Genomic DNA, 12,511 nt, shown 5'->3' with positions numbered 1-12,511 from the left:
TCTACGTCACCGCTCTCGCACTGGCCGTCGCCCGGTTATGGCCGGACGTTCTCAGCAACGCTGTCGATCCCGGCTGGGTGCCCACCAGGATGGGCGGCCCGAACGCCCCGGACGACCTGCGGCTCGGCCACCTCACCCAGGAATGGCTTGCCACCAGCGACGACCCTAAGGCACGCACGAGTGGCGGCTATTGGCACCATCAGCACCTCGTGCAAGCACACCGGGCCGCCTACGACCACCGGCTGCAGACCGAACTGGTGAACCACCTGGCCCACATCACCGGAGAGCGCCTTACCTAAACCTCATCCCGTGCCGAACCGGGGGCACGAGGATGCCTAGCCGTGCGGGCAGCTACGCGGCCGGTGTCCGGTTCCATTCCAAGTCCGGCGGAGGCACCTGCTGGTCCTACTGGATGCGCAGCACCGATGACGGTCTTGGCCCCGAACCCGGCTCACCACACGGCTGAAAATCACCGAACATATGCGCCGTTATCGGCGTTTGTGCCGTGAATTCCCGGTGACAGTTGATGTCTCTCGCATCGCCGAAACCTTCGGAACAGAGGGTTGCCCGCCGGGGCCTGGCTCCTTGGAGAATCGCCAGCCGAGCTCGCACTCAGGAATGATGAGCTCCGTCGCTACCTTAAAATCCATGCCATCAACGTGACACAGCCTGCGAAGCGCGTAGCCGTAATTCCCTTAGAACAGCGGCCAGGGCACCGCCGACATCTCACCGCTCGGAGCCGGAAACCGCCCTGCCAAGCGCAACCGGGCGCAGCGCGCGGCGAGCGATGCGATTTCTTCGGCGCTGAGCAGGTCCGCCAGGTTTCGGCCCAGCCCACCGTGCAGTCCTTCGCTGACACGATCGATGCCGTCGCGTTCCTCGGCGGTCAGAGCGTCTCCCAGCCACCCCCACAGCACCGTGCGCAGCTTGTGGTCACGGTGAAAGGTGAGCCCATGGTCCACGCCGTGCCGGTGTCCGTCCGTCATGGCAAGAATGTGGTCGCCTTTGCGGTCGGCGTTGTTGACGACCATGTCGAACACCGCCATGCGTCTGAGCACTGGCGAGTCTTCGTGAACGAGGGCGATCATCCGTCCGTTCTCATCTCGTCCCTCGAGAACGTGTTTCCAGCCCGTCTCCGGCACGTGGTCCGTCGCGACCAGGTTCACGGCGCTTTGGGCGGGGTCTTGCTCCTGCCAGAGCTGCACCATTCCTTCGCCCATCGGACCATCGCGCAGCCAGGTGTGCGGCACGACGTCCCAGCCGAAGACCTGCGAGACCAGGTAGGCGGCCACCTCCCGGTGAGCCAGGGTGCCGTGGGGAAAATCCCACAGCGGACTTTCGCCTGCTATCGGCTTATAGACGACCACCACGTCGCCGATGCTGCCCAGGAATGTAGCGTTTGAAGCCGTCGTGATGCGGCCGGTGAGCGTCAGCTCGGCGGTCACTAGGTCCGGCGCTGGCATCAGACCTCGGGAAGGGTGCAGATGTGCCCGTCGGCGTCTATGGGGTAACCGCAGAGCGAGCACGTCGGACGCCCGGCGCCCACGATCTCACGGGTGCGCCTGGCGAATGCGCGGGCGGTGCCGACCGGCATTCGCACCAGCAGCATTTCGGGCTCGTTAGCGCCGTCCTCATCAAGCGATTCGTCGTTGTCATCAGCATCGGCATCGGTGATGGAGTAGGCCTCTATTACGACCTGCGCCGTGGTTGGGTCCCAACCTAAGCTCATGGCGCCGGTCCGAAACTGCTCCTGAACGGCCTCGAGCTGGTCATTGTCGACAAGTTCAATGGGAGTACTCGTGGGAACACTGAAGGGGTTGCCCTCGACGGTGATGAGCTGGTCGAGAATTTCGTCGATCTTCTCCGCGAGCAGAGCCGACTGCTGCTTCTCCAGGGCTATACTCACGATCTGCGTCCCTGCGCGCACCTGCAGGTAGAACGTGCGCGCCCCCGGAAGGCCAATGGTGCCAACGACGACCCGATCAGGCCAGGCAAACTCGTGAACACGTGTAGGCATGTCAGTATTTTAGGCACATGAGGTTCATGGCGCCTGTTGCCCTGCACCGCCGCCCACCGGCGCATCGCCGGAGTGGATGCCGTTCGACAGCCACGACAGATCCCCCGCGTCGGTGTTGGTCGCGTAGACGCTCGGCCGACTAGCGCCGTAGCGCACGATCGATACGGAGGCGGGGCCCACGTTAATACGCTGGAACAGGTCAAGGTGCATGCCGAGCGCATCGGCGAGGATTGACTTGATGATGTCACCGTGACTCACCGCCACCCACACGGCCCCTGGCCCGTACTCGGCTTCAAAGGCTGCATCGTGGCGTCGAATCGCTGCCACCGACCGAGCCTGCATCGCGGCCATGGACTCACCGCCGGGAAAGATGACGGCGGACGGTTGCGACTGCACAACCTGCCACAAATCCTCGGTCGCGAGATCACTGAGCGTGCGGCCCTGCCACTGGCCGTAATCGCACTCGGTGAGATCGAGATCGACCGGCGCGTACGGCGTGCCAGTCTGGCGATCGAGGATGAGCTGGGCGGTCTGCTGACAACGCTCAAGAGGGCTCGACACCACCCCGACTAGGGGCACGGCCGCGAGCCGGTCTCCGGTCAGAGCCGCCTGGCCGCGCCCGATCTGGTCCAGGCTGACGCCGACGGCCCGACCGGCCAGCAGTCCAGTGGCATTGGCTGTGGTGCGGCCGTGCCGCACGAGAATAACTGTCGCCATCCACCCAGCCTAACCACCCGCTCGATGGCGGTGTGAACCGTACCGGGTCGCGCGTCGAACAGGCAGATAAAGCACTGGCGGAACCCTTCAAGCACGCCGACGCGCTCAAAGCCGCCCAGACGGACTCGGCACGCATTGACCAGCTCATGCCGACGCAGCAAAACCGGAAGAACCGGCACAGCCAGAACCCCCGGCCGAACTCGACCCCCGCATGGAGAACGTCCTGTACCCGCTCCGCGTCGGATCCAGTAGCTCCCGCCCTCTCAGAGCGGGTCGTGTGCCATTGGTTGTGATGGACCACACCGACCCCGCGCTGTGCGCCCAGAACCAGGGCGCGGCACTCTTTGGAGAAGACGGCGGGCTACGCGGCCCGAACGGCCCGCCTCAAACGCCCATCAGATGGCGGCTTGCGCCAGCGCAGCGCCCATCTTGGTTCGGAACTGCTCGAACTGCTCGCATGCCTGGCGAAGAGAAGTCACGATGGACTTCATGTCCGCGACGCAGGAGTGGGTCATAAAGCGTGGGGGAGCGTTTTGCCCGTCCGGTTGGGGCATACGCTGGGTCCTTCGTGGCGGGGGAGTAGGTGTATTCGGGGTGCTGGCCTTGACGTTCTGGTAGTCGAGGTAAAAAGCGTGCTCGGCGCAAGTTCCTCCTGAAGACTCTCGACCCTGGTTCGGCCCGGTGCTGGTGCCGTGGGGTAGGCCCCCCAGGCACCGGGGCGTCCGGCCCTGCTGCGCTTTACCCGGGGGCAGAGTCACGTGCTGTTTAGAACCAGGTCTCTGCCAGTAATTGCAACGAGCGGTCGCGCACGGCTGGATCAAACGCATAGGTCGAGGTGATGAGCTCATCGGCGCCGGTGCGCTCGACGAACTCCTCCAGCTGCGCCCTCACCGTCTGCGGGGCGCCCACGGCCTTGACGCGGAGCATGGGATTGTCCTTCCCGCCTTGCCCGACCAGCGTGTCCGGGTCCACCGGTGGTTGGATCTTGCGGCGCTGCCCGGTCAGGGTGTCGTGGAACATCTGCTCGACCACCGTGAACTCGCGCTCGGCCTGCTCGTCGGTGTCGGCCACCATGACGTTGATGCCCGCCATCACGTAGGGCTCGTCGATCTGGGCGGTGGGAACTTCGGCGGTGAAGGCCTCCCGGTACACCCGGATCGCGTCATCGATCTGGTTGGGGGCGAAGTGCGAGGCCAGGGAGAACGGCAGGCCCAGCTGGCCGGCGATGGAGGCTCCATTGACGGTCGACCCCAGCACCCAGATCGGCACCTCGGTCCCGGCGGACACGGCCGAGACGATCGGCGTACTATGCGCGGTGCCAGAATCGCTGAACCAGCCCTGCAGATCATGGATGCTTCGGGCGAAGGCCTGCGGTTCGGCCGAAGACCGGCTCAGCGCCTGGGCGGTCATCCCATCCGTTCCCGGAGCGCGCCCCAGGCCCAGGTCGATGCGGTCCCCGTGCATGTTGGCCAGCGTGCCGTACTGTTCGGCCACCATGAGCGGGGCGTGGTTGGGCAGCATCACCCCACCGGAGCCCAGACGGATCCGCTCGGTGACCGAGGCGGCCTGGGAGATCAGCAGTGCGGTGGCGCTGGAGGCGAGGTTGGGGGTGTTGTGGTGCTCGGCGAACCAGAGCCGGTGGAAGCCCAACCGATCAGCACTGCGGGCCGAATCCATCGAGGCGGCGATGCCGTCCCGGGCCGTGGACCCCTCGGAGATGGAGACCAGGTCGAGAATGCTCAAAGGCACAGACATTGTCGGAGTTTCCCTTCGTTCGCACAGTGGGTGCATTAAGCGGTGACAACGATCACCGCTGGTGGTATTTCTGTCTCCCGCTGAGGCCCGTGACGCACTCAGCGGGGCCGGTCAGGCGACACCGGCAGCGGGATGGTGTTCGACGTACAGAGTGTGGCTGCCCGCCCCCGGGGGAGGATTTGGGGTGGTTTGCCTGAGTCCTTCGGGATCTGGCAAATGGTGCATGGCCCCCGGGCCCCGCCGACCTGACCATCGTCAAGGCAGCGGACATCAGGCACAGTCCGGTACCGGCCGGTGGCCGCCATCTTCAGGGTTGCCCCTAGCCGGCGGCCCAGCCGTAGCGGAGCACCGTGGGCAGCAGGTCCGAGGTGGTGCTCTCTGCCGTCGCGGCCTCTGCTGCCCACACCACCGCCAGCGCCCCGAGGTAAAGGTCACGGCCGCTCAGTCCCTCCCTGGCCTGGCCGTCCCGCTGGGCCCTGCGCAGGAAGTCCTCGGTCGTGTCAATAAGTCCCTGGCACGGTGGGTGTCAGCGGAGACGTGGGCGTCATCCAGGCCGCCCGCAGGGGCTCGGGCAGCCCGTGGTAAACCCTGATCCAGTCGCCGAGTGTTTCGAGCCACCGCTGAAGCGCTTCGCCGGAGTCTGGGTGTGGTCGCCGAGGCGGTGGTAGGTGCTGGCATCTGTGACGTTCTTGGTGGTCATGGGTTTTTCCTTCCTCGGGGTTCGGTCAGGGCAGTCTCGGCGGCCCTCGATGAGCGGGCCCTGGGCCGTGCCGGTGCCGGCCGGGCTGGGTCCGTCAAGGCCGACGATGCTGCGGGATGGGCAGCTCGAGGTTGCCGCGCAGCGTGGTGGATTCGTAGTCCGTTCGGAAGATGCCCCTGTCCTGAAGGATCGGGACGACCAGGTCAACGAAGTCCCTCAGGCCGGTGGGGTGGTCCTGCCGGACCAGCAACATGTCCATCGCCCCTGCCTGATGCCATTCCTGGATCTGGTCGGCCACGTTCTCGGCGGAGCCGAAGAACAGGGGTCGGGGGAGCGGGTACGGGCGGTTCAGATCCTGCATTTCCTGGAACTTCGCTTCGGCTTCCTGCTCGGTTCTTCCGACCAGCGGCGTCTGCGACAGTGCAATGACGAAGTCCTCCGCTGATCGCCCTGCTGACGCGACCCGGTTTTTGAGCTCGGTCGCAGTGGCCTGGGAGGATTCAAGCGATTGCCCCAGAATGAAGGCCCCATCCGTGTATTTCGCGGCGTTCTCCATGAAGTTGGCGGAGGACCCTGCCGTGAACAGCACTGGCCGGCCTTGTGCCGATCGGCTGATATTCAGCGGACCGTCCACGGAGAAGTATTTGCCCCGGTAGCGCACGGGGTGCATCTTGGCCGGGTTCAGGAAGATGCCGCGTTCCTTGTCCCGGATGAAGGCGTCATCTTCGTAGGAGTCCCACAGGCCCAGGGCGATCTCCATGAATTCGGTCTGCATGGGGTACTGATCGGCCTTGGTCAGGTGCCCCCTGCTGTAGTTGACCATTCCCCCCGGATTGGACGTGATGGCATTGAGCCCTGCCCGTCCCTTGCTGATCTTGTCAAGAGACAGGATCTGCCGTGCGGCGGTGAATGGATCAGCGTAGGAGGTGGCAATCGACGCCGATAACCCGATGCGGGTGGTCGCCATGCTCAAGGCGGACATGATGCTCACGCCCTCGAACATGCTCAGGTAGTGGGGGATGTTCCCGGGGCCGACGTGGCTGACGTCGACCAGGAAGAGCGTGTCGAACTTCCCCGACTCCGCGATCTTTGCCTGTTGGACATAGTGGTCAATGTTCTCGCTGGCATCGACCGGCATATCAGGGTGGCGCCAGCCCGTGAAATTCCATCCAAGGCCTTCAAGGACGGCGCCCATCTTCAACTTCTTTTCTCTGGCCACTGCCGGGCACTTTCCCTTCGAATAATGGGGCCTCGAGGATTCGAGCCCCGCATGCTTCATGGACATATGGACATGGGGCGTCAGATCAGGAGTTCCTTGGCCAGCAGGTCGTAGGCCCGCAGACGGCCCTCCTGGTCTGCATGGAAGTCGACAATCATGATCTCGTCGGCCAAGGCATCACCGGCCAAGCCCCGCAGCGTTCCTGCCACCGTCCGTGGAATTCCTCAGGGCCCCGGTCGGCGTACTGCCGCGGTAGATATACGTGACGTCCAGAATGGACAGTTCGGGAGCATCCTGTACTGCCGTATCGGCCATGCGGTCGTCTCTCCTGGTTACGGGCCGACCCACGGATGGGGTCGGCCCTTGCTTCCCGGACCCTGTGGCCGGTTCTGCGCCCGGGTCTGCGGGTCCAAGCCGGTTCTGCGCGGAAAGGCCGGCCGAGGGGTTGGAGAGGTGCCACACCCACCCCCTCGGTCCGCACAAGCGGACACGTTCTCCACTTCAACGATTGCTACTATAGGCGGAGACACACTCCGATTGTCAAAACCGTAGATGTAGGGGACCGCATTGCTCACCGGCTCGAAACCAAGGCGCGCAGATGCGCGGCGTAACGAGGGCAGGATTATCGAGGCGGCGCTGACCCAGTTTTCCCGGCGGGGGGTCGCGGCGCCGCTGGACGAGATCGCCAAGGGGGCAGGAGTCGGCCCCGGCACGCTCTACCGGCACTTCCCGACCCGCGACGACCTGATCGCCTCGACCCTGCGAGAACGCCTGGACGAGCTCAGGGCCATGCGGGATTCACTGGCGCAGACCGGGGACGCGTCCTCGTCGCTTCAGGACTGGCTGCGCGGATTGTGCGACTATTTCAAGACATTCCAGGGACTGGCCGACCCCATGCTTTCCGCAGTCAAGGAGCAGACTTCGGCGCTGTCCCTCACGTGCATGGAGTTGCAGGACATCACCGCGGAGTTCCTCCAACGCGCCCAGGACAAAGGGATGGCAAGACCAGATATCAGCGCCAGGGACCTTTTTCTGGCCCAACTGGCCCTCGCATGGGTCGAAGATGTGGCCGCGGAATCCCATGCCGGCGTTGAGCCGCTGGAATCCCTGCTCCGGGAAGGATACGCAGCCCCCACCGTCACCCCGTGACTGCAATCGCCGCCGCGCCAGGCCCGCACGCCATAACACCCGTCGGGATGCCCGGTCCCGCCTGGCATCCCGCCCCCCTCTGCCCGCGATGGTCATCGGCGACCCTCGGATGCCCGCTGCACCACTTGCCTCAACATTCGTTCGTTGATGCGACACTCAACCTGGGCAGCGGCCGCCCCCAAGCGCAACGCTGCAGATCCTGGCCGGATCGACGTAACCTGCCCCGGGGGTGGCATGCGCCGCCCTGGGACCAGGTGGAGAACCCGGGTGGCCGGGACCGCCATGCGCGGACCGTGAGACTGTCACCGGCTTCCCGCGCCTGTTCTGACCCCGACTGGAAAGGATCACACCATGACGACCCACTACCACTCCCCGCAGGACCTGGACCGGCTGGGCGAGTTCAAGGAACTGGCCGGACCCGAGTTCACCGCCTACGCCAAGTTCGACGGGACGATCGGCCGCGAAGACGGGTCGATTGACCCGCTGAACCGCGAGCTGATCGCCGTCGGCGTCGCGATCTCCTCCCAGTGCCCGTACTGCCTCCAGGTCCACGTGACCAAGGCCAAGCAGGCCGGCGCCACCAAGGCCCAGATCGCCGAGGCCACCATGATCGCCGCCGCCCTGGGCGCCGGCGCGGCGGTCACCCACGGGACCCTGGCCTTCCGCATCTTCGACGAAGCCGACGAGGCCTGAGACTCCACGTCGCACCGAGGGTCGGCTCTCCAGGCCAGCCTCCGTCCTAGGCGTTCAACCAACCGTTGCCTCACACCCAGCACCCGGTCAGGGGCGGTCGCTACCGTTGCAAGCGCCTCATCAAGGTGCCAGTGATGCGATGCAATCAGTATGCCCGGCACTTTTAGACTGATTGCAGGTGCTCACACGAAGCACATAATGACGTCGCCCGACGAGCCGAACTGCTAACCACTCAGTCTCGCGTAAGCCGATCCTCCAATGGTTGGCAGGCCAGCGAAATAGAAGACCACGTAGAGCCGGTCTCCACGGTTATTGCAAGCTTATGCGACAAATCCCCGGCCGGCCCCGTCTTTCGGCCCGAAAACGCGGACCGCGTGAACAACGGGGCTGCCCACGGGCCGGGGCCCGGGCAGGCAGTCCCCGGTGCTCGGCGGTAACAGGGCCGGTGCCGCTCAGCGTCCGAGGGGTCCGACGCTGAAGACTTCATGACACGGTGAAGAGCGGCCGCGGGCCGGAGAGCCAATGATGCGCAGTCACCACTGTTAAAGGCGTACCCGGAGAGCTTTCCCAGCGGGTTGCGGCGTTAGCCGGGCTCGTGGTGGCGCTTTGGGCCGCTGTGTTATGGATTCTCGGGCAGCAGGCCGTGCCGGTGAAATAGGCCCGCCTTCCGGGGGCGTAAACACGGGGCCGAGCCACTTTGTCCCCTGTAGGCGCTGTTGTCGGTGTCCGTGGATAAAGATGGGCCCGAACATTCCTGGACCCGCCTTCGGCTCCTCCACCCGGGCGGGGCCGTATCGTGAAAATCGCTGTGACCTGAAATTTATGAGGGGCATAATTTCATAACGTTTTCCCAAGGGATGATTGAGAAAATTCCCCCGGTTTACGGATGGGAATTGAATTAGCGCTGCATTTGCCGCTTGGACCCAACCGTTAACGGCTGCAGCGAGAAGATCCGCAAACCCGAAAAGGGTGCCGATCGGCACTTCGAAAACCATGTTTCGGAGAAGACCATGCAGAGCAAGACCAGACAGATTATCGGAACGGCGGCGGTTTCCAGTGTATTTCTCGCCGTCGGAGTCACCGGAGCCCAGGCAGGCGGAGACATCGAAGAGACCACCGGTGTTGCCACCGAATCCGTAATCACCGACGCCACCGCCGTGCAGGACCCGCTCGGGGCTGAGGAAGAGGACCCGTATCCGGAAGAGGAAGAGGAAGAAGAGGAAGAGGAGCCGATCGAGGACGAGGAAGAGGAAGAAGAGGAAGAGGAGCCGATCGAGGACGAGGAAGAGGAAGAAGAGGAAGAGGAGCCGATCGAGGACGAGGAAGAGGAAGAGGAAGAGGAAGAGGAAGAGGAAGAGGAAGAGGAAGAGGAAGAGGAAGAGGAACCGATCGAGGACGAGGAAGAGGAAGAGGAAGAGGAACCGATCGAGGACGAGGAAGAGGACGAGGAAGAGGACGAGGACAAGGTTAAGGACAAGAAGGACAAGGTCAAGGACAAGAAGGACAAGGTCAAGGACCGGCGCTAGGCTGACGGCCAGGATCCAGCCAAGGATCTTCTGCCGGGCCTCAAGGGCCAGACCCTGCGCATCCGCAGGTTACCGGGTCTTCCGCACATGCGGAAGACCCGGCATTTTATGCGGTGGCTGTGCAGCAGGAGTGCGGCTGAAAAGATGGTCTGTTGTACCTGGGGGGCAGGTTCGGCTGGTTGCTCCGGTCCGCCCGCTTCGGCAATTGCGTACCGGAGCCTATGCGGCGGAACTCTCTGAAGGGGAACGCCCGTCGGGACGCTGCGCTGCGTCCGGCCCATCCGGGGGTTGGCCGTGGTCCGCTGCGCAGTGTTTGTCGGCTCTGCAGGGGCCGGGCAGCGCATCTGCCGCAGCTGGCCGGTCAATCCACCAGCACCGGACCGGGGCCGGACGGCTTCAGGGGGCTGCCCTTGTTGGGTCCCCTGGCAATAGTCTCTCGTGAAAATTTTGCCTGCTCTCTGATGGTCTACCTGTAGGGACTGCAGGTAGAAGAGCCGCGGCACCATCCGGGTGGGCTGCTTAGGAGATTTCGGACAGCGGATTAGTGGTTTTCTCTACGCTGCCGCGGACGGCTGCTGGTAACTGTAGTGGACCTCGTTGGGGTACCGGTAAGCCAGTGCTAAGGACGCTGTGCTGTGCCCTCGCCGGACCCGTCAGCCCGGATTGGAAGCAGGCATTGGGGCTTCTCTGCCTCCGGTGCCGGCCTGCTCGTTACCCGGTTGCTGCTGAAGTCTTATCCTCTGCTGCCCGCATCGCCCGGTGAGCGCACACCTGCCCTGAGCCCGGCCGGAGGAAACCGGCCGCCGGGTCCAGGGAACCGGCAGCGCCTGGCCTTCTAGGATGGGCCAAAGGGCCGGGACGGGCACAGGCACGCGATACGGCTGCCGGATACCCGCTACCGGCCGGTGAAGGGAGCAGAGATGGAGCCGTCGCTGTCGGTGGTCATTCCGGTGAAGGATGATGCCGTGATGCTGGCCCAGTGCCTGAGCCTCATTGGGGGCCAGAGCGTCCGGCCGCTGGAGATCGTGGTGGTGGACAACAACTGCGCCGATGACAGTGCTCGGGTCGCCGCCCGGTATGGTGCCCGCGTCGTCGTCGAACCGGCTCCCGGCATTCCGGCCGCCGCGGCGGCCGGTTACGACGCGGCGGCTGGCACCGTCGTGGTCCGTTGCGATGCTGATTCGGCGCCGCCGGTCCACTGGCTGGAACGCATCCAGGACGCTTTCACCGCCGACCCGGCCCTGGATGCGCTGGTCGGCACCGCGGATTTCTACAGCCTGTCCCGCCCCTGGGTACGGGCGGCCGGCGCGCTCTACCTGCAGTCGTACCTGCTCGGGATGCGACCGGTGTTCGGGCACGTGCCGCTGTGGGGATCCAACATGGCCTTCCGGCGCGCCGCCTGGCAGGAGGTCAGTGCGGCGGTGCACCGGGATGATCCGGAGCTGCACGACGATGTGGACCTCAGCTTCCACTTCGGCCCGCACCGCACCATCCGGTACGACCCCGGACTGCGGGTCGGGATCTCGCCGCGGTCGCTGTACGGGTTCCGGCAGAACCTGCGGCGGCTGGACCGGGCCCGCCGGACCGTGGCCCTGCACTGGGGAACCGAACGGCCCTGGCAGCGGTGGCGCCGCCGCCGGGCCGGCTGAAACCTGCAGGGGACTGGACCCCTGGCCGAGGGCACAGCGGGATGGCAGGAGCGCGGACAAACCAGAGGTGATGACACCGGTTGCACCCGGCCGTGCCGCCCAGCCGCCGGCCACGCAGGGGCAGTCTGATTTTTCAACCTACCCGGATCCGGTAACCACGTAAGGACGCCATTGACTGTGCTCAGCATGCCCTATGAGAGCCGGGTGCATCGTCGGCTGCCGGTTCCGGGACCGCTGCGGAATGTTTGAGGTCTTCGGGCCATCGCCGGCAGTTCACTGCGGTTGCACCCGGCCGTGCCGCCCAGGCACCGGCCGATTCGGTCGGCAAGCCGGCGGGCGGACTGGCCGATTCCGGTTTCAGTCCCTGCCTGATGCGGCTGATCCTGTTGAGCGGCGCGTGCGGATCCGGCGTCTGACCGCAGCGGACCGGAACGAGGGCTTCTCCAGCTGTTGCAGACGCTGACGCGGTGGGACGATGAAAGCGGCAGCCCCGGAGGCTGCCGGCAGGTGTACGGGAGGGCAGGAGAGGGACCATGGGCCTGGACGACAAGATCAAAAACGCCGCCGAGAAAGCTGCCGGCAAGGCCAAGGAAGCAGCGGGCAGGGCCGCCGGGGACGAACGCCTGCAGGCCGAGGGGCAGGCCGATCAGATCAAGGCCGACCTGAAAAACGCCGGCGAACATGTCAAGGACGCCTTCAAAAAAGACTGACCGGACCGGACACACCCCCGATGCCGGCAGCCGGCGCGGGGGCCTGCCGGCCACAGGCCGGTCACGGACAGGCTCCGGTGAAGGCGGTATTGCTTTACCGGGGGAGAACATTGACCCGTCCGTGTGCAGAGGCCAGCTCTTCCTTCGCCGCCGTTTATGGGAAAAAATATGCATAACGGTCCTTGGTGCAGGACGGCGGCAGGGACGGAACATCAACCGGAGCAGCGGGTTTCCGGGCCGTTCGATATGGAGTCCATCATGGGCCTGCCTGAGCCGGGGTCAGCGTGGAACAGCGACGATTCCGGAGCCGTACTGTCCGACCCGGACCGCCAGGACAGCGTCCTGGTCGATACCGAGGCCGCCCAGGACGGTGCCT

The 12,511-nt window shown here is 65.0% G+C and carries 14 protein-coding genes; 6 read left to right on the top strand and 8 right to left on the bottom strand.

The annotated features are described in order from the left end of the window. Positions 1 to 299, top strand: a 299-nt coding sequence (locus AC5RWU_RS22245) for a Rossmann-fold NAD(P)-binding domain-containing protein (RefSeq protein WP_494037310.1), incomplete at its 5' end; no start/stop codon positions are given. Between the two features lie 396 nt (positions 300 to 695). Here AC5RWU_RS22245 and AC5RWU_RS22240 read toward each other — a convergent pair. From AC5RWU_RS22240 to AC5RWU_RS22205, 8 genes are all read right to left on the bottom strand, one after another. Then, positions 696 to 1,463, bottom strand: coding sequence for an SCO1664 family protein (locus tag AC5RWU_RS22240; RefSeq protein WP_494033005.1), 768 nt, complete (start codon positions 1,461 to 1,463; stop codon positions 696 to 698). Further along, positions 1,463 to 2,017: a DUF3090 domain-containing protein gene (locus tag AC5RWU_RS22235; RefSeq protein WP_494033006.1), complete on the bottom strand. Its 555-nt coding sequence runs from the start codon at positions 2,015 to 2,017 to the stop codon at positions 1,463 to 1,465. The genes AC5RWU_RS22240 and AC5RWU_RS22235 overlap by 1 nt, the downstream gene beginning before the upstream one ends. Before the next feature lie 24 nt (positions 2,018 to 2,041). Beyond that, positions 2,042 to 2,734, bottom strand: coding sequence for a histidine phosphatase family protein (locus AC5RWU_RS22230; RefSeq protein WP_494033007.1), 693 nt, complete (start codon positions 2,732 to 2,734; stop codon positions 2,042 to 2,044). A gap of 395 nt (positions 2,735 to 3,129) precedes the next feature. After that, positions 3,130 to 3,288 (bottom strand): hypothetical protein, encoded by a 159-nt coding sequence (locus tag AC5RWU_RS22225; protein WP_494033008.1) that lies wholly within the window; start codon positions 3,286 to 3,288, stop codon positions 3,130 to 3,132. 211 nt (positions 3,289 to 3,499) lie between these two features. Beyond that, a complete protein-coding gene (locus AC5RWU_RS22220) occupies positions 3,500 to 4,489 on the bottom strand; it encodes an LLM class flavin-dependent oxidoreductase (RefSeq protein WP_494033009.1) in 990 nt (329 codons plus the stop codon). Positions 4,490 to 4,808: 319 nt separating this feature from the next. After that, positions 4,809 to 4,994: an SbtR family transcriptional regulator gene (locus AC5RWU_RS22215; protein WP_494033017.1), complete on the bottom strand. Its 186-nt coding sequence runs from the start codon at positions 4,992 to 4,994 to the stop codon at positions 4,809 to 4,811. 289 nt (positions 4,995 to 5,283) lie between these two features. Beyond that, a complete protein-coding gene (locus tag AC5RWU_RS22210; protein WP_494033010.1) occupies positions 5,284 to 6,384 on the bottom strand; it encodes an NtaA/DmoA family FMN-dependent monooxygenase in 1,101 nt (366 codons plus the stop codon). Between the two features lie 104 nt (positions 6,385 to 6,488). Then, the gene (locus tag AC5RWU_RS22205; RefSeq protein WP_494033011.1) at positions 6,489 to 6,617 is read right to left on the bottom strand and encodes a hypothetical protein; all 129 of its coding nucleotides are present in this window, start codon (positions 6,615 to 6,617) and stop codon (positions 6,489 to 6,491) included. A gap of 358 nt (positions 6,618 to 6,975) precedes the next feature. Between AC5RWU_RS22205 and AC5RWU_RS22200 the strand changes: the two genes are divergently transcribed. The 5 genes from AC5RWU_RS22200 (at position 6,976) to AC5RWU_RS22180 (ending at position 12,135) form a co-directional block, all read left to right on the top strand. Then, positions 6,976 to 7,557 carry a TetR/AcrR family transcriptional regulator gene (locus AC5RWU_RS22200; RefSeq protein WP_494033012.1) on the top strand — a complete coding sequence of 194 codons (582 nt, stop codon included), beginning with the start codon at positions 6,976 to 6,978 and terminating at the stop codon, positions 7,555 to 7,557. Between the two features lie 351 nt (positions 7,558 to 7,908). Next, positions 7,909 to 8,250, top strand: a complete 342-nt coding sequence (locus tag AC5RWU_RS22195) for a carboxymuconolactone decarboxylase family protein (protein WP_494033013.1) — start codon at positions 7,909 to 7,911, stop codon at positions 8,248 to 8,250. A 917-nt stretch (positions 8,251 to 9,167) separates the two neighbouring features. Further along, entirely contained in the window at positions 9,168 to 9,776 is a 609-nt protein-coding gene (locus AC5RWU_RS22190; protein WP_494033014.1) for a hypothetical protein, read from the top strand. A 920-nt stretch (positions 9,777 to 10,696) separates the two neighbouring features. Next, positions 10,697 to 11,425 carry a glycosyltransferase family A protein gene (locus AC5RWU_RS22185; protein WP_494033015.1) on the top strand — a complete coding sequence of 243 codons (729 nt, stop codon included), beginning with the start codon at positions 10,697 to 10,699 and terminating at the stop codon, positions 11,423 to 11,425. 533 nt (positions 11,426 to 11,958) lie between these two features. Beyond that, entirely contained in the window at positions 11,959 to 12,135 is a 177-nt protein-coding gene (locus AC5RWU_RS22180) for a CsbD family protein (RefSeq protein ID WP_494033016.1), read from the top strand. Positions 12,136 to 12,511: the final 376 nt, after the last annotated feature.

It is taken from the genome of Arthrobacter sp. B0427-1-12 (genome assembly GCF_059092905.1).
This window is presented reverse-complemented; position numbering and strand designations above follow the sequence as displayed.